Below are 20,220 nucleotides of genomic sequence, written 5' to 3'. Positions count from 1 at the left end.
CCCGCACCCACCGACAGAAAACGGCTGGCCGCGAAGGCTTTCGGCGGACCTGTCGGCGGTCGCGCCGGGCGGTCGCGACAGCCCGCCGGAGCAGGCGTATCGTCCATTTCATGACCGGATTGGACCGCCCGCGGCGGTTGCGCCGCACCCCCGCGCTGCGTCGTCTCGTGGCCGAAACAACCCTGCGGCCACGGCATCTGGTGTTGCCGATGTTCGTCGCCGACGGGTTGGAGGAACCGCGTGAGATCGGTTCCATGCCGGGGGTGATGCAGCATTCGATGGATTCGCTGCGCAAGGCGGCGGTCGAGGCGGTCGCGGCCGGGGTCGGAGGACTGATGCTCTTCGGCGTTCCGCTGCCCGAGGACAAGGACGCGACCGGCAGCAAGGCCAGCGATCCCGACGGCATCCTGAACCGGGGGCTGCGCGCGCTCGCCGACGAGGTCGGCGGGTCGACGGTGATCATGGCCGACACCTGTCTGGACGAATTCACCGATCACGGGCACTGCGGCGTCGTCGCCTCCGACGGCGCGGTCGACAACGACGCCACCCTGCACCGCTACGTCGACATGGCGCTGGCCCAGGCGGAGGCGGGCGCCGATCTGCTCGGCACCAGCGGCATGATGGACGGTCAGGTCGGCGCGATCCGGCGCGGCCTCGACGCGGTCGGGCACACCGACACCGGCATCCTCGCCTACGCGGCCAAATACGCCTCGGCCTTCTACGGCCCGTTCCGCGAGGCGGTCTCGTCCTCGCTGGAGGGTGATCGCCGTAGCTACCAGCAGGATCCGGCGAACCGCCGCGAATCGTTGCGCGAACTGCACCTCGACCTGGCCGAGGGCGCCGACATCGTCATGGTGAAACCCGCCATGTCCTATCTCGACATCCTGCGCGAGGTCGCCGACCGGTCGACGGTCCCGGTCGCGGCGTATCAGATCTCGGGCGAGTACGCGATGATCACCGCCGCCGCCGAACGCGGCTGGATCGACCGCCGGGCCTCGGTGCTGGAATCGCTGACGGGTATCCGTCGCGCGGGCGCCGACATCGTGCTCACCTACTGGGCCGCCGAGGCAGCACACTGGTTGTCGTGACGAATATGCACTACCCGGTGAGTGTCGGACCGCCTCCACGCCCGCCTATGCCCGAAGACGTCCGCACCGCGTGGCAACTGTGGTGGGGTGTGATCGGATTCGGCGTCGTGCAACTCACGGCCTCGATGATCGCGGCGCTCGGGCAACGACAGGATTTCGGCGAGCAGATACTCGAGCAATTGCGCGAGACCGATCCGAATACCACTCCCGCTTTCGCCGATGCGGTGGTTCTGGTCGTCTTCGTCATGGTGGTGCTGGTCGGCCTGGTGATCTCCGGGCTCGGGATTTTGTTCGTGTACATGTTCGGGCGCGGCAAATTGTGGGCACGGACGCTGCTGACCGTCGTCGGTGTCTGGTTGGTGTTCATGGCCGTCGGCACGCTGTTCACTCTGGACACGGTGGGCGGGGTCGCGACACTGGTCGCGGGGGGTGCGTCGATCGTTCAGGGCGTGCTCGCGGGCGGTGCGATTTTTCTGGGTCATCGTCGTGATTCGACCGCTTACTTCCTGATGAACCGTCGGTAAACAACAGGCAACCGGGCACGAAGTTTGTCGGGGGCGGGGCGGCATGTATGGTGAGGGTTGTCACAGTGGACATGGGAACCGGTAGTTGTCGGTCGCGCGTTCGTCTTACCTTGCGTAAGAGCGCCTTCCGAAAGCTCCGGGAGATCGGAGGCATCGATGCGCGTGGTCATCCAACAGCCACAGAGCATTCGGCGAGAGCTGCTCGTGCTGAGCCTGCTGATCCTGTTCGGTGTCCTCACCGTCGCCCTGTTGCTGCTGCCCGGTGTGGTCGGCTGATCCTGCCCGCTCTTCGCCACGGTTCCGTCCGCGTGATCGGCCCGACGTCGTGACCGAACCGCAAGACGCCACCGTCCTGTTCTTCGAGCCGGGCGCACGCTGGCGCAGCGTCGCCTACGGCCCCGTCCTCTGCGCGATCGTGCTGATCGTCGAAATCGTCTCGTCGAGTCCCGTGCACTGGTTCGCCCTGATCTTCTGTGGTGCCCTCGTCGCGGGTTTCGTCGCCCTACAGGTGGTCGCGGGTCAACGACACGTCAGTGTCGAACTCACCGACACCGCCCTGCGCGACGGCGCGGAAACACTCCCGCTGAGCTCTATCGCCGAAGTGCTCCCCGAACGCGACCCCAACTCCTGGGACGACGAGGAATGGGAATCGGCGCGTGTGATCGGGGAATTGACCGGCGTGCCCCGACGGCGCACCGGGATCGGTCTGAAACTCGCCGACGGCGGTCTGGTGCAGGCATGGGCGCGCGATCATCGTGGGCTGCGTGCGGCGTTGGAGTCGGCGGTGTCATCGCGGTCGTCCGGTGATGGGGAGTCGGTGGAGACGGTCGGGACTTCTGAGATGACCGGGAAGTCCGAGACGGTCGCGAAATCAGAGCCGGCGGTGAAGTCCGAGGCGGTCGGGAAGTCCGAGGTGCCGGGACGTCCGTGACTGTCGCGAAGGAGTCCATTACGCACGGAAAAACGGCGACGCAGAGGCAATCTGAGACGGTTGGAGATTTCGACGGGCTGGGTGAGTCCAGCCGGCATATCGATCTCCGGGACGCCGATTCGGTGGGCGATACGGCGACTTCCGAGAATTACCAGTCGACGGAAGACCGCGAGAACTCGGAACAGCCTGGAACAGCCGAGAGCATCGGTGAGCCCGGGCGGTCCGAGAGCACCGGGGTGCACCGGGACTCCGAGGATTCCGGGAGCGCTGAGGTATCGGAGGGGACCGATATGGTCGAGGGATCGGGTAGGTCCGTCTAGCTCCGGGCTGCCGGCAGTACGGATGACCGATGTGCCGGGAGAAGTGCGGATGCCGGGACGCGCCCGAACACCGGGGACGTCGACACGAGCGGGAACTTCGCCGAATGCCGATGCGTCGGGCAAGATCGAGGAGTCCGGGAAACGACTCGGCGAGAAGGGAGACGGCCGTGAAGCGAGCGACGAGCACAGCTCTCGGCGAGGCGGTGATCGCCCTGCTCTGCGTGATCGGCGCGGTCCTGAGCTGGGGAAACGGTGTGGTGACGACCACCTTCGCGCCCATCGGCGACCTGCCGGCCTTCGATTCGACCCGCTATATGGCGCCGTGGCTGGTACTGGCCGCCTTCCTGGTCTGCGTGGCCGGGTTGCTCGTCATAGACGGTGCGGCGCGGGTCGTGCGGTCGAAAGGACAGACCGCGTTCAATGGAAGGTCAGGCCCGGTCTGACGCATTCATGCGGACACCTTGTGTGACCGCTTTGTGCGGACTCCGGTGTGACCGCACTCGTGAGGGCTCCCGATGTGACAGCACTTGTGAGGTCCCTGTGTGACCCCCTCGGGGTGACCCCACTCGGACGGGGCCGCGCAGCCAGGGTGAAGGGGCTCGGAAATCAGCCGGGGAGGACAACGGTGACCGCACCCGCGTGACCGTCGTGGGCAACCACTCGGACCACTTCCACAGAACTGCCCGCACCGCATACCGTTTCGGTGTCCCGGACCCGGGCATGCCTATCCCATGAAGCCGAGAACGTACGCGACGATTGCCCTAGCGCTGGTAGCGGGCGGCCTAATCGGTGGTTCCACCGCGACGGCGCAGGTGCCCGAAGCGTCCGTGGCTACCATCGAGCCCGCGTCATCTTCCGGACCGCTACGGCAAGGTTTGCTCCCCACCGTGCCGCCGGGAACGCTGCGCGTGCTGCCCGCCCCGCTGGCCTGCCTGCTGTCTACCGGTTCCGCGCTCTTCTGCGTCGGCGTGACCTAGCGGCGAAACCGGCTCCGGCACTTCGGGTGTGGTCCCGACTCGGTTGCCGACATTCCTGGCCGACGGCGTGTCGCGGACGCGTGTCGGTAACGGACGCACCCTCGCCACCGACGTGTCGGGCGGCAGCATCATCGACCACGGTGATCGACTGTCGCCCAATATATTTCGATGGAAGGTGTTATCTGTGAGAGTTCTGGTGGCGAAATTCGGCGTAGCGCTGGCGTCGGTGGCGGCGGTCGGGCTCACGTCCGGTCCCGCGACGGCGGCGCCGAGCGGGCTGCCGCTGGAGAACGCCCCGGCCGCGGAGCAGGTTCTGCTCCCCGAGTCCGGTTCGGCCGGCATCTACAACAACTTCATGTGCCAGTTGCACACCATCTCGGCCGACGTGCCGTGCATGTACTCCTGAGAAACCGGCACGCGTAGTGCCGCTGCCGACCGCGGGCGAACGGCCCGCGGTCGGCAGCGCACTACTGGGTCCAGTTCTGATAGATGTCGAATACGCGACCGTCTCTGGTGCCCGGCGCGTTCAGGTACAGGGTGATCGAACCGTCGGGATGGGTCGTCGTCTCGGAGATGACCTGCCGCAACGAGGCGTGCACGCCGCCGTTCGCGTCGCGGTAGATCTGGGTGTCGCTGTGCAGGCCCGCGCCGATCCGGTTCAGCGGCACGACCATGGTGACCAGTGCGGGGATCGGGCCGCCCGCCAGCGCCTCGGTCTCGTCGTGGCTGAGTTGCACACCGATCCGGCCCTGGTCCGGCTGGGCCAGCGGAACCGCTGCGGTCGCCGTCGCGGCGCCGAAGCAGAGGGCCGCGGCGCTGACCGCGGCGAGGGTGACAGTCCTGATGACGGTGATCCTCATATAAGCGACTCCTGGGCCGATGCGGATGCGACAACGCCCGAGATTACGCACCGGCAATCCTCCAGCGACCGATATCGCCGTCGAAGGATCGGCGTGTTGCCGATCACCGGAAGTGCGGCGTGCATCACTCCACTACACCCTGTCGTCGACCCCGCCCGCGCGGGCTGAGACACTGGAGGCCGTGAGTTCTTCTCCGCGCGTGACCAGGGCCGCTGTACCGATTTCCGCTCAGCTCTTCGACCGGGCGAGTTCGGTTATCCCCGGCGGCGTCAATTCGCCGGTACGAGCGTTCAAATCGGTGGGCGGCACGCCCCGATTCATCGCCTCGGCCGACGGATACACGTTGACCGACGCCGACGGCAACGAGTACGTCGACCTCGTCTGCTCGTGGGGTCCGATGATCCTCGGCCACGCCCATCCCGCCGTCGTGGAGGCGGTCCAGCGAGCGGCGACAAGCGGTCTGTCGTTCGGCGCGCCGACCGAGGCCGAGATCGAACTCGCCGAAGTCATCGCCGACCGGGTCGATCCGGTGGAGCGGGTGCGGCTGGTGAACTCGGGCACCGAGGCCACCATGAGCGCGGTCCGGCTGGCGCGCGGCTACACCGGTCGCGCCAAGATCATCAAATTCTCCGGTTGCTATCACGGGCACGTCGACGCGCTGCTGGCCGACGCCGGTTCCGGTGTCGCGACACTCGGCCTGCCGACCTCGCCCGGTGTCACCGGCGCCCAGGCGGGCGACACCCTGGTGCTGCCCTACAACGACCTCACCGCCGTCGCCGAGACCTTCGCCGCCAACCCCGGTGAGATCGCCTGCGTGATCACCGAGGCCGCGGCGGGCAATATGGGCGCGGTCGCGCCGCTGCCCGGTTTCAACGAGGGCCTGCGCGCCCTCACCGCCGAACACGGCGCGCTGCTGATCATGGACGAGGTGATGACCGGTTTCCGGGTCGGCCGCGCGGGCTGGTTCGGACGCGAGGGCGTCGCGGGCGATCTCTACACCTTCGGCAAGGTCATGAGCGGTGGCCTGCCCGCCGCCGCCTTCGGCGGGCGCGCCGAGATCATGAATCAACTCGCCCCGCTCGGCCCGGTCTATCAGGCGGGCACGCTCTCCGGTAATCCGGTCGCCGTCGCCGCTGGTCTCGCCACCTTGCGCGCGGCCGACGACGCCGTCTACGCGGCACTCGATCGCAACGCGGATCGGCTCGGCGGCCTGTTCACCGAGGCGCTCACCGCGGCCGGGGTCGAGCATCAGGTGCAGTTCGCGGGCAATATGGTGAGCGTGTTCTTCGCCGATCGCCCGGTGACCGACTACGCGGCCGCCAAGGCCAGCCAGACCTGGCGTTTCCCCGCCTTCTTCCACGCCCTGCTCGACGCCGGGGTGTACGCGCCGCCGAGCGCGTTCGAGGCATGGTTCGTCTCGGCGGCGCTCGACGAGGACGCGTTCGACCGTATCGCCGCCGCTCTGCCCGCCGCCGCACACGCGGCCGCGGCCGCCACCCCCGAAGGATCCCGCGCGTGAGTTCCGACCTCGAACAGCCCGACGACCCACAGCGACGGGTGGAAGGCACGCCCGTCGACTCCGCTGTGGACTCCACCGCACCGGCCACCGGTGACCCCAGCGGCACCGTGTCCGAGTCCGTCGATTCGGACGGGAGCGTCGGCACGACTGTCTCGGAGGCGAGCGAAGGCGGGGCGGTCGCGTCCGCTGCGGACGCCGCGGAGCCCGAAGCTGTCGCTTCCGACGAGACCGTGTCCGTCGTTCCCGAGTCCGATGCACGGTCCGGCGAGGCTGCGTCCGAGTCCGAGGCCCTCGCCGCCGTCGCGCTGGTCGAGGGGGTAGACGTCGCCGACGCCGTCGCGCGAGCGGCCGGGGTCGACGAGCCCGAGACCACCACCGCCGTCTCGGCTGTTCCCTCCGTTTCCTCCGCCACGACCGCCGTGCCCCGCCCGGCCGAACCCGAGGTCGAATTCGAGCCGGAATTGGTCGACGCGAGCCTGGAGACGATCGTGCACGTGCTGCGGCACGGTGAAGTGCACAACCCGAAAGGCATCCTCTACGGCCGACTGCCCGGTTTCAGCCTGTCGGTGACGGGCCGGGCGCAGGCGGGGGCGGTCGCGCGGGCACTGTCCGATCACGATCTGAGCGTGGTGATCGCCTCGCCGTTGCAGCGCGCCCAGGAGACCGCGGAGCCGATCGCCTCGCAGCACGGTCTGGTGGTTCGCACCGACGAGAATCTGATCGAGGCGGGCAATACCTTCGAGGGCCTGCGTGTTTCGGTCGGTGACGGCGCGCTGCGCAAGCCGAGGCACTGGTGGAAACTGCGCGACCCGTTCACCCCGTCGTGGGGCGAACCGTATCTCCAGATCGCCCATCGCATGCTCGCCGCCGTGAACAAGGCGCGGGTCGAGGCGGCCGGACACGAGGCCGTGCTCGTCTCGCACCAACTGCCGGTCTGGACTCTGCGCCGATTCCTCCAGGGCCAGCGGCTCTGGCACGATCCGCGCCAGCGGCAGTGCTCGCTGGCCTCGCTGACCTCGCTGGTGTACCAGGGCGACACTCTCGTCGACATCGTCTACTCCGAGCCCGCGGGCGGGTCGGACCCGTCGGTACACGGCGCATGATTCGTTCCGCCCGTTCCACGACGGCTGTGTCACGCCGTTGCGCGGCACATGTGTCACGCCGTTCCACGGCACATATGTCACGCCGTTCCACGGCACACATGTCACCGACGCGTCGAATCCCGGTTCGACGCGTCGGTCCGGTGCTGCTCGCCTGCGTCGCGCTGGTCGCGGCCCTGACGGGTTGCTCGACCGGATCGGACGCGGTGGCTTCGGGCGGCACCTTCGAATTCGTCTCGCCGGGCGGTAAGACCACCATCCTGTACGACCCGCCGAGTTCGCGCGGCACCATCGGCAGCCTGTCCGGCGAGGATCTGATGACCGAGGGCAAGACCGTCTCGGTCCAGGACTTCCCGGGCAAGGTGGTCGTGCTGAACCTGTGGGGCCAGTGGTGCGGTCCGTGCCGCGCCGAAGCACCCGCCCTCGAACAGGTCTACGAGGCGACCGAGGACAGTGGCGTCGTATTCCTCGGCATCAACGTCCGCGATCCGCAGCGCGACAAGGCCCAGGATTTCGTGACCGACAACAAGATCGGCTATCCCTCCATCTACGACCCGTCCATGCGGACCCTGCTCGCGCTCGGCGGCGATTTCCCGACCAGCGTGATCCCGACGACGCTGGTGCTCGACCGTGATCACCGGGTGGCGGCGGTGTTCCTGAAATCGCTGCTCGCCGAGGATCTGCAACCGGTGGTAGCCCGTGTCGCGGCGGAGGTTTCGCAGTGATCGGCGTCGGTGCCGCGGGACGGTCGAATCCTGCGGAGCGCTCGCAGGCTCCGGCGGGAAGGCCGTGCTGATGGTGCTCGCGAGTGTGGGGGATTCGTTCCAGCAGACCGCGGCGACCGGGCCGCTGCTGCTCGCGTTGGGGGCCTGCGTGCTCGCCGGACTCGTGTCCTTCGCGTCGCCGTGCGTGGTGCCGCTCGTGCCCGGCTATCTGTCCTATCTCGCGGGCCTTGTCGGTGCGGAGGCCCCGCCCGCGACCCTCGCGCAGGCCAGCGGTGCGCGGCGCGGTGCGGTCGCCGTCGCCGAACGGGCCGACGGCTCGGCAGCGGCGGCCGAGGTATCCAAGGAGCAGATCAGAGCGGGGCGGATGCGGGTCGCCGGTGCGGCCGGGCTGTTCGTCGCCGGGTTCACCGTGGTGTTCGTGCTCGCCACCGCCACCGTCTTCGGCGTCATCCAGACCCTGAACATGAATCGTGAACTGCTGCAACGTATCGGCGGCGTGGTCACGATCCTCATGGGTTTGGTGTTCATCGGGTTGGTGCCCGCGTTGCAGCGCGACACCAGGATGGAACCGCGCAGGCTGACCGGCATTCTCGGCGCGCCGTTGCTCGGCGCGGTCTTCGCCCTCGGCTGGACGCCGTGCCTGGGCCCGACGCTCTCCGGTGTCATGGCGGTATCCGCGGGTACCGACGGCACCACCGCGGCGCGCGGGGTCGCGCTCATTGTCGCCTACTGCCTCGGGCTCGGATTGCCGTTCGTGATCCTGGCATTCGGGTCGGCCACCGCGCTGCGCGGTGTCGGCTGGCTGCGGCGCAATTCACGCACCATCCAGGTCATAGGCGGCATCCTGCTCGTCGCGGTCGGCGTCGCGCTGGTCACGGGGGCGTGGGATCAGTTCGTCGGCTGGGTGCGCGACGCGTTCGTCTCCGAGGTGACGCTGCCGATATGACGATGACCGAAACGCCGTCCACCGCCGCGTCGGCCCCGCCTCCGCGCCAGTCCCTGCCGGGACGCCTCTGGGCGGTGGTGCGCAACGCGTGGCGCGGGCTGACCAGCATGCGCACCGCGCTGGTGCTGCTGTTCCTGCTCGCGCTGGCCGCGATTCCGGGCGCGCTGCTGCCGCAACGCAATCTGAACACCCAGAAGGTCGAGCAGTACATCGCCGACCGTCCCACCCTCGGGCCGTGGATGGACCGGTTCGAACTGTTCGACGTGTTCTCCAGCTTCTGGTTCACCGCCGTCTACGTGCTGCTGTTCATCTCGCTCGTCGGCTGCATCCTGCCGCGCTGCCTCGACCACTACCGCGCGCTGCGCACCCCGCCGGTGCCGACGCCGCGCAATCTGGCCAGGCTGCCGCTGCATCACGAACAGACCGTCGACGCCACGCCGGAACAGGTCATCGAACTGTCGCGGACCCGGTTGCGCGGATGGCGCACCGAGATCCGCTCCGGTGGCGAGCGGGCGCGCGAGGGCGAGATCACGCTCTCCGCCGAGAAGGGGTACACCCGCGAACTCGGCAATCTGGTGTTCCACCTGGCACTGGTCGGGTTGTTGATCGCCATCGCGGTCGGCAAGTTGTTCGGTTACGAGGGCAGCGTCATCGTCATCGCGAACAACGGGCCGGGTTTCTGCACCACCTCACCCGCGGTATTCGATTCGTTCAAGGCGGGCAACGTCAACGACGGCACCGGCATGACCCCGCTGTGTGTGCGCGTCAAGGATTTCAAGGCCGACTATCTGGAGAGCGGCCAGGCCGAGATGTTCACCTCGAATATCGAATACCAGGCGGGCGAGGATCTGCGGACCGATACCTGGCGTGCCACCGATATCCGGGTCAACCATCCGCTTCGCGTCGCCGGTGACCGCCTCTACCTGCAAGGCCACGGTTTCGCGCCGACCTTCACCGTCACCTTCCCGAACGGGCAGACCCGCACCGAGACCATCCAGTGGCGTCCCGACGACGCCCGCACCTTCCTGTCCAGCGGCGTGCTGCGCATCGACCCGCCCGGCGGTATGTACGCGACCGAGGAGGAACGCCGCAAGAACCAGATCGCCATCGAGGGTCTGTTCGCGCCGACCGCGTTCTTCCACGGGAATCTGCTGACCTCGTCGTATCCGGCGATGAACGATCCCGCCGTCGCGGTCGACATCTACCGGGGCGACACCGGACTCGACACCGGCAGGCCGCAATCGCTGTTCGCGCTGGACTCCGAGCAGATCCGACAGGGCAGGTTGAGCAAGGAGGCCAGGGTCAACCTGCGTCCCGGCGAATCGACCACCCTGCCCAGCGGCGCGAAGGTGACCTTCGACGGCGCACAGGAATTCGTGAACCTCCAGGTCTCGCACGATCCGGCCCAGAAGTGGGTGCTGGTGAGCGCGCTGGCGATGATGGCGGGGCTGCTGGTCTCGCTGCTGGTGAAGCGTCGGCGCGTCTGGATCCGGGTCTACCCCGAAGCGGACGGAGCCGGTACCGTTGGTCAACGACGTGCTGTAGTAGAGATGGGTGGGCTCGCCAGAACCGATCAGGCCGGTTGGGGTGGTGAATTCGAACAGCTACGAGAGCGTCTGCTCGACGAGCCGGAACTTCGCGGCGGCGGACCCGCGCGCCCGGCCCCGGAATCCGGGCAGCCCGCCGAACCGGGCGCGACGAACACCGCCGCGTCGAGCACCGAGCCGAAACCGGCGCGCGACGCCGACCCGACCGGAGAGTGACCATGCAGATCGACGAAAACCTCGCACGCTACAGCGACTTCGCCTTCAAATCGGCGATCGTGGTGTACGCGATCGTGGTGATACTGCTGATCTGGCAGTACGCGACCACGCGCGCCAACCAGGTGGCCGAGCGTGAACTCGCGATGGCGGGCGGCCTCGGCTCCGGCCCGGGCAAGATCGAAGCACCCGTCGCGCGACCGCTGTCCGAACGTCTCGGCAATATGGCGTTCTCGGTCCTCGTCGTCGGCATCGTGCTCCAGGTGCTCTCGATCGTGTTGCGCGGTTTCGCGACCCACCGCTTCCCGCTCGGCAACATGTACGAATTCGTCACCATGGCGACCGCAGCCGCCACCGTCGTCGGCATCATCTTCCTGCGCGAACAGCGCTACCGCTCGATGTGGGCATTCCTGCTCGTCCCGGTCATCCTCCTGATGTTCCTGGCGGGCACCGTCCTCTACGCCGACGCCGCCCCCGTCGTCCCCGCCCTGCGGTCCTTCTGGCTCCCGGTGCACGTCACCATCGTCAGCGTCGGCAGCGGCGTCTTCCTCGTCTCCGGCATCGCGAGCCTGCTGTTCCTGTACCGCATCCGCCAGCCCGAAGGCCAGGAATCCGCCAACATCCTCGGCACCATCGCCAAACGTCTCCCCGACGCCCGCACTCTCGACCGCCTCGCCTACAAAACCACCATCATCGGCTTCCCCCTCTTCGGCGCGGGTGTCATCCTCGGCGCCATCTGGGCCGAAGCCGCCTGGGGCCGCTTCTGGGGCTGGGACCCGAAGGAAACCTGCTCCTTCATCGCCTGGGTGCTGTACGCCGCCTACCTCCACGCCCGCGCGACCAGTGGGTGGCGCGATACGAAGGCGGCGTGGATCAATGTGGCGGGTTTCGTCGCGATGCTGTTCAACCTTTTCATCATCAACATCGTGATCTCGGGGCTGCACAGCTACGCGGGGTTGAACTGACCAGGGTTGACCTGCGCATTCGCGTCGGTTATCGAGGCTGTTCAAGCGAAAGACCGTATTCCGGCCTGTCTCGCGCTTGCATTGCGGCGGCGCTTGCTCTTGCGAAATTCCGATTCCAGCCGTCGCGGGAACAGTTATTATCGCAATTCTGACGCACTCTCGGCTCGGTTGCGAGGATAAAAATTAGCAGGCATCGGGGCGCGGCTTCGGTATTGATGTTTCGGGACCGGTGGTACTTATTGTTCTGAACGATTTCGGATATATCGGGTGCCTATGCCCACTGAAGCTGTTGAAATTCGAAATTCGGAGCCAGTCGTTGGTACGTCATATCGTCTGATCCCCGTTGGTTCGCGTACTCGGAGCGGTATGGTTCCGTGCACGCTGTCCCTGCTGCGGAGGTAGCGAGTCGAACGAATTGCCGTGTCACACGGCGTGGTATGCGAAGTCGATTGCGAGTCTCTCTCTGAAGCAAGGAGGCGACCCGGGTGTCCGCGCCAGTGGTCGGTGCGGGTTCAGCCGAAGCGAGAGCGGCTCGTCGACATAGTTACCGCTCGAGAGGCGAGGGCAGCGCATTCGCCCATACGAAGAACGGTCGGAGCGAAGAACACGCATCGACCCCGCGGGTATGCAACCAAGTCGGTAGGCAAGGTGCAAGTGCTGAACGGGATCAGTGGCATAGACAAGCCGGTGACCTCGACGGGACACTTCTCCGTCGCGGCGACTTTACGGGATGTACCAATTGACATCGCTTGACGCCATCGCGTGACTTTCTTGCGTCCCTCTCGTACTATTGCGCGAGTTCCATTCTCGACACTAGCTGGTGATTGAAACGTCCGGTCGACATCGCAGCCCGGCGGCGCCCACGGGCCGCACCTCCCTGATTGTTTGCAGCATCGCCGCGACCGCGCCCGCGATGATCTGGATGTCGTTGCGGCCGAGCGGGGCCGACGTGCAGCAGGTCAGCGCGGTCTCGGCGCCGGCGCCGGGGCCGGGGCCGTCGGCTATCGAACTCGATTCGTTGCCCGTCCTGGCGCACGACGCGCCGGCGCCGAGGGTACGCCCGGTTGCCGCAGACGACGAAGAGGCGGCACCGTCGGCTCGGAAGGCGAAATTCCCGTGCGCGACGGAGTGGAAGGGCACCCGGCCGCATGTCGCGCAGGTCAGTCACATGTTGCAGCAGATGTTCGGGATTTCCGATATCGGTGGCGCGCAGGGGCGCTCCGGCGGCGATCACGGTGCTGGTCTCGCGCTCGACATCATGACGCCGAACCCGGCCCAGGGTGACGCGATCGCCGCGTTCGTGCTGGCCAACAAAGCGCGATTCGGCGTCAACTACGTGATCTGGCAGCAGCGCTACAACGATGGCGGTGGGTGGTCGTTCATGGAGGACCGCGGCAGCCCGACCGAGAATCACTACGACCATGTACATGTCTCGTTCGCGGCGTCCGGGGCAGCGAATCTCACCTGCTGATCAGGGGTTCGGCGTGCGGTTCGGCACTACCGAGTACTCCGGATCTGTTGAGCAGGCCGAGCGTGGTCGTGGTGATCGCGCCTATCGCGATCAGTTCTTGCCAGTCGAGTCCGGCATTACCCGGTCTGCACAGCTACGCGGGATTGAACTGACGAATTCTCGCGTGCGATCGCGCTGCGATCAGGTATGGCCGTCGACCATTCGGCTCATCGGTACGCGATGAGTTTTCGGTCGCGTCGATCATCGAGTCCGCCGCGACTTCGGAGTCAGCCCTTGCGCGGCGGACGGTGTCAGCGTACGTCACCCGTCTGTGGTCCGCAATTTCGGGTCGCGTGAAATGATCGGGCGGCCAAATCGACGACAAGGCGGACCGTCATGCCGATCAGTAACGAGCAGGTGCTCGTGCACCGCTTTCTCCGCCTTCTCTACGAGGACGATTACTATCCCGACCCGGTGGTGCGTCGGGGCGAAGCGATCTTCGTGCGGCTCTGTGAACGCATCGAGGCCGAGCGGCCCGCCGACTTATCCGCGCTGTATCGCCTCACTCACGCCGCCACCGAGGAATTCAATGAGCTGGAGGCCGAGTTCGACGCGGCCGGCAGCGAAATCGAGACCGTGGCTCGTGACGAGATAGGTCAGGATTTCTGGTTTCTGGCCAACGCCTACGGTTTTCACGACGCCGATATCGAAGAACTGATCGCCCCTCGGGAGTGGTGAACAGGACGTTGGCCGGTAGCGGAGCCGACCGTCCGCGCATGACCACCGATCTCGTCTCGAGCGACGAGGGAGTTCGCGCACCCCCTGGCGCCGCGCCTCCGAGACGATAATATGGTTCTGGATTGAGAGAATGACATTCTGGATCGGCTCGGCACATCCCCTCGCCGGTCCCGTGGAGAGGACGAGCTGTGGGTCTACCCGGGTTGAGCGGGAAGGTTGTCGTTGTCGCGGGCGGGGGGAGCGGGATCGGGGCCGCGACGGCGCTGCGGCTCGGTGCGCAGGGGTGGCGGGTGCTCGTGGGCGATCTGGGGGAGTCGGCGGCGGCGGGGACGGCGAAGCTGATCGCGGAGGCCGGGGGAACCGCGGCGGCGGTGGGGTTCGACCTGGGTGAGCCGGATTCGGTGCGGGGGTTGTTCGATGCGGCGGTCGCGGAGTTCGGGGGTGTGGACGCGCTGTTCAACGTGGGGGCGGATATGGGGGCGGTGCGCAACGACAGCAATGTCGTCGATATCGATCTGGAGATCTGGGATCGGACGATGACGGTGAATCTTCGGGGGTATGTGCTGACGATGAAGTACGGGATTCCGTTGATGCTCGCTCGCGGGGGCGGCGTGATCGTCAATACCTCGTCGGCGGCGGCGTTTCAGGGGGAACCGGCGCGGCCCGCCTATGCCACGGCGAAGGCGGGGATCGGGGCGTTGACGCGGCATGTGGCGTCGCGGTGGGGGCGGGAGGGTATCCGCTGTAACGCGGTCGCGCCCGGGTTCACCGCCACCGAGAATATTCGGTCCGCGCCGCATTGGCCGGAGCTGCAAGCGGGGGCGCTGAAGCGGATGCACAGTCCACGGGTCGGGGAGACCGGTGATATCGCGGCGACGGTGGCCTTCCTGATGTCGGAGGACGCCGCGTGGGTCAACGGTCAGGTTCTCAACGTCGACGGTGGCACCATCATGCGTTGATCTACCCCGGTCGGGCGGTTTGCTGAACGGCTTCCGAGCATCGAGGGCGGCCGTCGTGATCAGGCCGTTCCGCCCGCGTTCGTCCTGATGAATCCCCGTTGTCGACAGGCGATTTCCTCGTCACCGGCGCGGTAGCGAGGGGCCGGTTGGTTCCGGGGGCGATTCGCGGAATACCGCACCCCCTCGATATGGGACGATCTGCGGCGTGGCAGCACAGAGGGCCGGGTTCTCGGCGTGGCCGGAGCAGTGGCGGTGGGACGACGACCGGGTCGAGTCCTACCGCGCGCGGGGTATGAGCGGGGTCGTGGTCGAGGAGATCACGGTGGGGGGTGTGCGGGAATCCGGTGTGCTCCTGCCGATGCGGCAGCCGCCGAAGTGGCAGGGTGTCGTATTCCTGTTGATGGGGCTGGTTTTCCTGTCGGTCGCCGTGCTGCTGTTGGTCGAGGCGTTCCTGATCGATGAGTGGCTGGTGCTCGGCGGTGTCGCGGTATTCGTCGCGATCGCGGGGGTGGCGCTGTTCGCCGCCTATCGCGGGTTGATCGTGCACCGACTGGTGGTTCCCGGGTTGGTGATCACGCCGACGCGGGTCGTCCGGCGCGGCGGCAGCGGGGATCTGATGGTGGTCGCGTGGGCCGATATCGCCGGGGTTCGGCCCTACGTGCGAGAGACCGGCCCGGCGAAATGGCACAACATGTTCGGTGTGGACGTGCGTGATCCCGACGTGTTCTGGCAGGCGGCTGGGCGTCGGCGCGGTGGCAGGGTCGCTCGCGCGCTGGCCGGGGCCGAGGTCGTCATGGTGTCGGACGCGGTCATGCTGATGAATCCGCTGGTGGCCTACCACCTGATCCGGCACTACTTCGAGAATCCCGATCTGCGACCGCATGTGTGCCGGTCGGTGCGACGCGATCCGTCCTGACGGGGGCGCGTTTCAGCGGTCGGTGGTGCCGTCGCCGTCGCGATGTTGCTGTCTGGATATCTTCCACAGGAAATCGGGGTCGTCGTCGGGGCCCTTGATCGGGGCGCGCCGGGGCCGACCCGGGGGCGGCGCGGCCGAACTCTGGGGGCCGAACGCCTTCCAGCACAGCACCGCGACCGCCGAGACCGCGATGAGCGCCAATAGGTAGATCACGTCGCTCACCTCCTGCTGACGAGGGTAGCCGCGTATCGGGCCCGCGCGCATCGGGGACTCCGAAACGGCGGGTGCGCGGACCGGGCGCGGGCAGTGAAGGCCGCCCGCGCGAACCAGGTCAGCGTGCTGTCGCCTCGGTGGTGAGGGACTTCAGCAGTTGGAGTACCTCGGACTCCCGGAACCGGCGGTGACCGCCCGGCGTACGCAGAGATCCGAGTCGACCGGCATGAGCCCAGCGGGTGACGGTCTTGGGATCGACGTGGAACATGGCAGCCACTTGCCCCGGGGTCAGTAAGGTGTCCTGGCCGCCGACGGTGATCGCAGTCATAGCAAACCTCTCCGTTCTCGACAGTTCCCTCATCAGATGGCGCAATCGTTGCACCCCGACCCCTAGGTACGCGAACCACCTACAGTTGGTAAAGGCGAAGTAATGGACAAAACGGATAGGTCTCGGACGTCGGCGGCGGGTGGGTGAACGAAGGGCGGACCGGGCTTCGCCTACTCTGTGTGCCGTGAGCGACGCAACTCGACCGGACGGCGCATCCGCCCAGCAAACCTCCGACGCGGGCAAACGGCTGGCCAAGAATCTGGCGCTGTACACGGTGGCGCGGTTGGCTCTGGTCGTGGTTCTCACCGCGGCGATCATTCTGGTCGCGAGGTTGGTGCGGGTCGAGGTGCCGGTGATCGTGGCCGCGCTGTTCGCGCTGATCATCGCCATGCCGCTGTCGCTGACGCTGTTCAAGAAATTGCGCGCGAAGGTGAACGAGGACATCGCGGTGGTCGACGAGAAGCGCCGCAAGGACAAGGCCCGTCTGCGCGCCAGGCTGCGCGGCGAGGACGGCGGCGCGTCGGCGTGAGGCAGTGCGATCGCAGCACTCCGCGCGACTGGGTCGACAACGCGGTGCGATTGATCGACGCGGATACCCAACGCAGCGCCGACACCCATCTGCTGCGTTATCCGCTGCCCGCCGAATGGGGCATCCAGCTGTATCTGAAGGATGAATCCACCCATATCACCGGCAGTTTGAAACATCGGCTGGCACGCTCGCTTTTTCTGTACGCGATCTGCAACGGGTGGGTCACCGAGGGGACGACGGTGGTCGAGGCGTCCTCGGGATCGACGGCGGTGAGCGAGGCGTATTTCGCGAAGATGCTCGGACTGGATTTCGTCGCCGTCATGCCCGCGAGCACCTCGCCGCAGAAGATCGCGCTGATCGAAGCGCAAGGCGGCCGATGTCATTTCGTGGCACGACCGCCCGATATGTACACCGAGGCCGCTCGGTTGGCGACCGAATGCGGCGGACATTTCATGGATCAGTTCACCAATGCCGAACGCGCCACCGACTGGCGCGGCAACAACAACATCGCCGAATCCATCTTCGAGCAGATGGAGCTGGAAACGCATCCGGTGCCGACGTGGGTGGTGGTCGGCGCGGGTACCGGGGGGACGAGCGCGACTATCGGCCGGTATCTCCGATACCGCCGTCACGCCACGAAATTGGCCGTCGTCGATCCGGAGAATTCCGCGTTCTTCGGCGGGTACGAGTCCGGTGACGCCGGCTATCGGACGGACAGGTCGTCGCGAATCGAGGGGATCGGGCGTCCGAGGGTGGAACCGTCGTTCGTCGGCCAGGTGGTCGACCGGATGATCCTGGTTCCCGATGTGGCCTCCATCGCCGCGGCGAGGCGGGCGAGCCGGGTCATCGGCAGGCGGGTCGGCGGTTCCACGGGTACCAATCTGTGGGGGGCCTACGCGCTGATCGCCGAGATGCTGGCCGCCGGGCGGACCGGCAGTGTGGTGACTCTGCTCTGCGACGGCGGGGACCGTTACGCGGGAACGTATTTCGATGACGCCTGGGTGGCGGCACAGGGGATGATCCTGGCCGAGTCGACCGTGGTCATCGACGAATTCCACGCCACCGGCAGGTGGACCGGATAGCGGTCGCTCCCCGGAGTGGGCGCGGTCCCGCGCGCTCCTTGTTGTCAATTTTTGTTGACATCGCCTCCGTCGTCAATCAAAATTGACGACATGACGGAAGCAACCACCCTGGCGGCCGCCGCGGGCAGTCCCGACCCCACGGTCGGGCTGCGCGCCGTGCTCGCGCTGCGTCGGCTGCTCGAGCGGCTCGAAGCGATCCAGGTTCAGAACGCGAGAGCGCAGGGCTGGTCGTGGCAGGCCATCGCGGACGCGCTCGGGGTCAGCAAACAGGCGGTTCACCAGAAACACAGTTCGAGAGACAGGAAGCGCTGATGTTCGAACGATTCAGCAGGTCGGCCAGGACCGCGGTCGTCTTCGCCCACGAAGACGCGCGGGAATTGCGGTCGTCGACCATCGAGATGGAGCACGTCCTGCTCGGGCTGCTCGCGCAGGCCGAACCCGAGCTGAAGGCACTGCTCGCCGAGGTGGGCGTCACCCACGACGGGGTCAAGCAGATGCTGGCACAGCGCGGCGCGGGCGATCCGCTCGGCCCGGAGGACGCCGAAGCGTTGCGTTCCATCGGCATCGACCTCGACGCCGTGCGCGAAAGCTTGGAGGCCAACTTCGGGCGTGACGCACTCGACCAGCCGGTTTCCGAGGATCACGGCGGATTCTTCGGTCGTGGCCGGGGCGGGCGTTTCGGGCATATCCCGTTCACCAAGGACGCGAAAAAAGTGCTGGAACTGTCGCTGCGGGAAGCGGTGGCGCGCAAGGACAAAAGCATCGAATCCGGGCATCTGTTGCTCGGCATTCTGCGCAGCCCGAACCAGACGACCGTGTCCCTGTTCGGCGGTTCCGGGCCGATCCATGATCTGCGTCCGAAGGTGCACGCACTGCTCGACGGTGCCGCCTGAGTGCTCGGGTCCGTCATCGTGGCATCCGGCGAATCCCACGGGAATTCGCGGAAGCGACCTAGCATTGCCCCATGCAGCTAGTTATTCGGTTGATCATCAACGCGGTGGCCATTTGGTTGGCCGCCGCATGGGTCGACAAGATCGACATCATCAGCCCCGAGGACGAGACCTCGAGCAAGGTCATCGTCGTGTTGGCCGTCGCGGCGGTGTTCACCCTGGTGAACGCGCTGGTCAAACCGCTGGTGAAATTGTTGTCGCTGCCCCTGGTCGTGCTGACCCTCGGGCTGTTCCTGCTGGTGGTCAACGCGCTGATGCTGATGCTCACCGCGTGGCTCACCGACGCGTTCTCCGACTACGGCCTCGAGGTCGACGGCTTCTGGGCGGCGGTACTCGGCGGCATCATCATCTCGCTCGTCAACTGGGTGCTCGGGATCCTGGTCCCGGACAACGACTGAACCACCCGCTCGGCCTCGACGTCCTAGGCGAAGCCGAGCGCGAGCGCGGTGAGCGCCGACCACACCAGCAGGGCGAGCCCGGAGTCGCGCAGCGCCGGAATGAGTTCCATCCCGTTCTTGCCTGTGCGCACCGGCGCGTTGGCGCGGATCGCCAGCGGCACCGCCAGCACGCCGACCAGTGCGAACGGGGTCCTCGCCACCAGCGCGGCGGTGGCGACGAACGGGATCGCGAGCAGCGCCAGGTGCAGTGTCCTGGTGCGAGGATCACCGAGTTTCACCGCGAGTGTGGTCTTTCCGGATTCGGTATCGGTGGGGATATCGCGCAGATTGTTGGCGACCAGCACCGCGCTGGAGAACGCGCCGACCGCGACCGCGAGCACGGCGCCGACCCAGTCGATCCGCTCGGCCTGCACGAACTGGGTGCCGAGTACGCCGATCAGGCCGAAGAAGACGAAGACGGCGAGTTCGCCGAACCCGCTGTAGCCGTACGGGTTCTTGCCGCCGGTGTAGTACCAGGCGCCCGCGAGGCAACCCGCGCCGACGAGCAGCAGCCACCACGCCGTGCTGAAAACCAGGACGAGTCCGATGACCGCGCCGACGGTGAGACTGAGAATCGCGGCGTTCTTGACCGCGGCGGGCGCGGCGACCCCGGAACCGACCAGGCGCAGCGGCCCTACCCGGTCGTCGTCGGTGCCGCGCACGCCGTCGGAATAGTCGTTGGCGTAATTGACGCCGATGATGAGGGCGAGCGAAACCAGCAGCGCGAGTGCGGCCTTCCACCAGACGAGTCCGTCGATGGACGCGGCCGCCCCGGTGCCTGCCAGCACCGGAGCGATCGCGTTCGGCAGGGTTCGGGGGCGGGCCCCCTCGATCCATTGCGCTGCAGTAGCCATGCGCCGAGCCTATCGGGAGCCGAACTCGCGCGCCCCGTCCCGGCCCGGC

At 67.0% G+C, this 20,220-nt stretch carries 25 protein-coding genes; 21 read left to right on the top strand and 4 right to left on the bottom strand.

The genetic code is table 11. The features are described from left to right. Positions 1 to 110: 110 nt before the first annotated feature. The 6 genes from hemB to DAT37_RS44465 all read left to right on the top strand — a co-directional run bounded on the left by hemB (position 111) and on the right by DAT37_RS44465 (position 4,246). Positions 111 to 1,088, top strand: coding sequence for a porphobilinogen synthase (hemB, locus tag DAT37_RS33455; RefSeq protein ID WP_109528873.1), 978 nt, complete (start codon positions 111 to 113; stop codon positions 1,086 to 1,088). A gap of 5 nt (positions 1,089 to 1,093) precedes the next feature. Beyond that, complete coding sequence (locus DAT37_RS33450) at positions 1,094 to 1,612, top strand: hypothetical protein (protein WP_232840184.1); 519 nt, start codon at positions 1,094 to 1,096, stop codon at positions 1,610 to 1,612. 325 nt (positions 1,613 to 1,937) lie between these two features. Then, entirely contained in the window at positions 1,938 to 2,543 is a 606-nt protein-coding gene (locus tag DAT37_RS33445) for a hypothetical protein (RefSeq protein WP_232840154.1), read from the top strand. 487 nt (positions 2,544 to 3,030) lie between these two features. Continuing rightward, positions 3,031 to 3,306 carry a hypothetical protein gene (locus tag DAT37_RS33435; RefSeq protein WP_109528870.1) on the top strand — a complete coding sequence of 92 codons (276 nt, stop codon included), beginning with the start codon at positions 3,031 to 3,033 and terminating at the stop codon, positions 3,304 to 3,306. Positions 3,307 to 3,690: 384 nt separating this feature from the next. Next, positions 3,691 to 3,840, top strand: coding sequence for a hypothetical protein (locus DAT37_RS44470; RefSeq protein WP_157978826.1), 150 nt, complete (start codon positions 3,691 to 3,693; stop codon positions 3,838 to 3,840). Between the two features lie 184 nt (positions 3,841 to 4,024). Further along, complete coding sequence (locus DAT37_RS44465) at positions 4,025 to 4,246, top strand: hypothetical protein (RefSeq protein WP_157978825.1); 222 nt, start codon at positions 4,025 to 4,027, stop codon at positions 4,244 to 4,246. 61 nt (positions 4,247 to 4,307) lie between these two features. Here DAT37_RS44465 and DAT37_RS33425 read toward each other — a convergent pair whose 3' ends face one another. Further along, positions 4,308 to 4,700, bottom strand: a complete 393-nt coding sequence (locus tag DAT37_RS33425; protein ID WP_109528868.1) for a hypothetical protein — start codon at positions 4,698 to 4,700, stop codon at positions 4,308 to 4,310. Positions 4,701 to 4,881: 181 nt separating this feature from the next. On the opposite strand from DAT37_RS33425, the gene hemL reads away from it, so the two are divergent. The 10 genes from hemL (at position 4,882) to DAT37_RS33375 (ending at position 15,778) form a co-directional block, all read left to right on the top strand. Beyond that, positions 4,882 to 6,219, top strand: coding sequence for a glutamate-1-semialdehyde 2,1-aminomutase (gene hemL, locus DAT37_RS33420; protein ID WP_109529129.1), 1,338 nt, complete (start codon positions 4,882 to 4,884; stop codon positions 6,217 to 6,219). A 461-nt stretch (positions 6,220 to 6,680) separates the two neighbouring features. Continuing rightward, entirely contained in the window at positions 6,681 to 7,322 is a 642-nt protein-coding gene (locus DAT37_RS33415) for a histidine phosphatase family protein (protein ID WP_109529128.1), read from the top strand. Positions 7,323 to 7,420: 98 nt separating this feature from the next. Further along, on the top strand, positions 7,421 to 8,044 hold the full coding sequence (locus DAT37_RS33410) for a TlpA disulfide reductase family protein (RefSeq protein WP_109528867.1): 624 nt from the start codon (positions 7,421 to 7,423) through the stop codon (positions 8,042 to 8,044). 70 nt (positions 8,045 to 8,114) lie between these two features. Beyond that, the gene (locus tag DAT37_RS33405; RefSeq protein ID WP_109529127.1) at positions 8,115 to 8,990 is read left to right on the top strand and encodes a cytochrome c biogenesis CcdA family protein; all 876 of its coding nucleotides are present in this window, start codon (positions 8,115 to 8,117) and stop codon (positions 8,988 to 8,990) included. Next, positions 8,987 to 10,753, top strand: a complete 1,767-nt coding sequence (gene resB / locus DAT37_RS33400; protein ID WP_109528866.1) for a cytochrome c biogenesis protein ResB — start codon at positions 8,987 to 8,989, stop codon at positions 10,751 to 10,753. The genes DAT37_RS33405 and resB overlap by 4 nt, the downstream gene beginning before the upstream one ends. A 2-nt stretch (positions 10,754 to 10,755) precedes the next feature. After that, the gene (ccsB, locus tag DAT37_RS33395) at positions 10,756 to 11,715 is read left to right on the top strand and encodes a c-type cytochrome biogenesis protein CcsB (RefSeq protein WP_109529126.1); all 960 of its coding nucleotides are present in this window, start codon (positions 10,756 to 10,758) and stop codon (positions 11,713 to 11,715) included. A gap of 913 nt (positions 11,716 to 12,628) precedes the next feature. Further along, positions 12,629 to 13,186: a hypothetical protein gene (locus DAT37_RS33390; RefSeq protein ID WP_109528865.1), complete on the top strand. Its 558-nt coding sequence runs from the start codon at positions 12,629 to 12,631 to the stop codon at positions 13,184 to 13,186. A 375-nt stretch (positions 13,187 to 13,561) separates the two neighbouring features. After that, positions 13,562 to 13,903 carry a DUF5713 family protein gene (locus DAT37_RS33385; RefSeq protein ID WP_109528864.1) on the top strand — a complete coding sequence of 114 codons (342 nt, stop codon included), beginning with the start codon at positions 13,562 to 13,564 and terminating at the stop codon, positions 13,901 to 13,903. Positions 13,904 to 14,091: 188 nt separating this feature from the next. Further along, positions 14,092 to 14,862 (top strand): SDR family NAD(P)-dependent oxidoreductase, encoded by a 771-nt coding sequence (locus DAT37_RS33380; protein WP_109528863.1) that lies wholly within the window; start codon positions 14,092 to 14,094, stop codon positions 14,860 to 14,862. Positions 14,863 to 15,067: 205 nt separating this feature from the next. Further along, positions 15,068 to 15,778: a phage holin family protein gene (locus tag DAT37_RS33375; protein ID WP_109528862.1), complete on the top strand. Its 711-nt coding sequence runs from the start codon at positions 15,068 to 15,070 to the stop codon at positions 15,776 to 15,778. Between the two features lie 12 nt (positions 15,779 to 15,790). On the opposite strand, the gene DAT37_RS33370 is transcribed toward DAT37_RS33375, so the two are convergent. Then, positions 15,791 to 15,991: a hypothetical protein gene (locus DAT37_RS33370; RefSeq protein ID WP_109529125.1), complete on the bottom strand. Its 201-nt coding sequence runs from the start codon at positions 15,989 to 15,991 to the stop codon at positions 15,791 to 15,793. Between the two features lie 118 nt (positions 15,992 to 16,109). After that, a complete protein-coding gene (locus DAT37_RS33365) occupies positions 16,110 to 16,319 on the bottom strand; it encodes a BldC family transcriptional regulator (protein ID WP_062983746.1) in 210 nt (69 codons plus the stop codon). Positions 16,320 to 16,503: 184 nt separating this feature from the next. On the opposite strand from DAT37_RS33365, the gene DAT37_RS33360 reads away from it, so the two are divergent. From DAT37_RS33360 to DAT37_RS33340, 5 genes are all read left to right on the top strand, one after another. Next, positions 16,504 to 16,848, top strand: a complete 345-nt coding sequence (locus DAT37_RS33360) for a DUF4229 domain-containing protein (RefSeq protein ID WP_109528861.1) — start codon at positions 16,504 to 16,506, stop codon at positions 16,846 to 16,848. Next, complete coding sequence (cds1, locus tag DAT37_RS33355; RefSeq protein WP_109528860.1) at positions 16,845 to 17,930, top strand: L-cysteine desulfhydrase Cds1; 1,086 nt, start codon at positions 16,845 to 16,847, stop codon at positions 17,928 to 17,930. Before DAT37_RS33360 ends, cds1 begins: the two co-directional genes overlap by 4 nt. Positions 17,931 to 18,020: 90 nt before the next feature. Next, entirely contained in the window at positions 18,021 to 18,242 is a 222-nt protein-coding gene (locus DAT37_RS33350; protein WP_109528859.1) for a helix-turn-helix domain-containing protein, read from the top strand. Further along, the gene (locus tag DAT37_RS33345; RefSeq protein ID WP_109528858.1) at positions 18,242 to 18,823 is read left to right on the top strand and encodes a Clp protease N-terminal domain-containing protein; all 582 of its coding nucleotides are present in this window, start codon (positions 18,242 to 18,244) and stop codon (positions 18,821 to 18,823) included. Before DAT37_RS33350 ends, DAT37_RS33345 begins: the two co-directional genes overlap by 1 nt. 71 nt (positions 18,824 to 18,894) lie before the next feature. Continuing rightward, positions 18,895 to 19,278, top strand: a complete 384-nt coding sequence (locus tag DAT37_RS33340) for a phage holin family protein (RefSeq protein ID WP_109528857.1) — start codon at positions 18,895 to 18,897, stop codon at positions 19,276 to 19,278. Between the two features lie 23 nt (positions 19,279 to 19,301). Here DAT37_RS33340 and DAT37_RS33335 read toward each other — a convergent pair whose 3' ends face one another. Then, entirely contained in the window at positions 19,302 to 20,171 is an 870-nt protein-coding gene (locus DAT37_RS33335; RefSeq protein WP_109528856.1) for a 1,4-dihydroxy-2-naphthoate polyprenyltransferase, read from the bottom strand. Between the last annotated feature and the right edge of the window lie 49 nt (positions 20,172 to 20,220).

The sequence above is a fragment of the Nocardia aurea genome (genome assembly GCF_003123685.1).
Lineage (GTDB): Bacteria > Actinomycetota > Actinomycetes > Mycobacteriales > Mycobacteriaceae > Nocardia > Nocardia aurea.
The sequence above is the reverse complement of the archived record's forward strand: the minus strand, read 5'-3'. Positions and strand labels throughout refer to the sequence as shown.

Coding starts and splice junctions, on each gene's coding strand:
- hemB (WP_109528873.1), top strand. CDS start 111: ATGACCGGATTGGACCGCCCGCGGCGGTTGCGCCGCACCCCCGCGCTG.
- DAT37_RS33450 (WP_232840184.1), top strand. CDS start 1,094: ATGCACTACCCGGTGAGTGTCGGACCGCCTCCACGCCCGCCTATGCCC.
- DAT37_RS33425 (WP_109528868.1), bottom strand. CDS start 4,700: ATGAGGATCACCGTCATCAGGACTGTCACCCTCGCCGCGGTCAGCGCC.
- DAT37_RS33410 (WP_109528867.1), top strand. CDS start 7,421: ATGTCACCGACGCGTCGAATCCCGGTTCGACGCGTCGGTCCGGTGCTG.
- DAT37_RS33405 (WP_109529127.1), top strand. CDS start 8,115: ATGGTGCTCGCGAGTGTGGGGGATTCGTTCCAGCAGACCGCGGCGACC.
- resB (WP_109528866.1), top strand. CDS start 8,987: ATGACGATGACCGAAACGCCGTCCACCGCCGCGTCGGCCCCGCCTCCG.
- ccsB (WP_109529126.1), top strand. CDS start 10,756: ATGCAGATCGACGAAAACCTCGCACGCTACAGCGACTTCGCCTTCAAA.
- DAT37_RS33390 (WP_109528865.1), top strand. CDS start 12,629: ATGATCTGGATGTCGTTGCGGCCGAGCGGGGCCGACGTGCAGCAGGTC.
- DAT37_RS33385 (WP_109528864.1), top strand. CDS start 13,562: ATGCCGATCAGTAACGAGCAGGTGCTCGTGCACCGCTTTCTCCGCCTT.
- DAT37_RS33365 (WP_062983746.1), bottom strand. CDS start 16,319: ATGACTGCGATCACCGTCGGCGGCCAGGACACCTTACTGACCCCGGGG.
- DAT37_RS33350 (WP_109528859.1), top strand. CDS start 18,021: ATGACGGAAGCAACCACCCTGGCGGCCGCCGCGGGCAGTCCCGACCCC.
- DAT37_RS33345 (WP_109528858.1), top strand. CDS start 18,242: ATGTTCGAACGATTCAGCAGGTCGGCCAGGACCGCGGTCGTCTTCGCC.
- DAT37_RS33340 (WP_109528857.1), top strand. CDS start 18,895: ATGCAGCTAGTTATTCGGTTGATCATCAACGCGGTGGCCATTTGGTTG.
- DAT37_RS33335 (WP_109528856.1), bottom strand. CDS start 20,171: ATGGCTACTGCAGCGCAATGGATCGAGGGGGCCCGCCCCCGAACCCTG.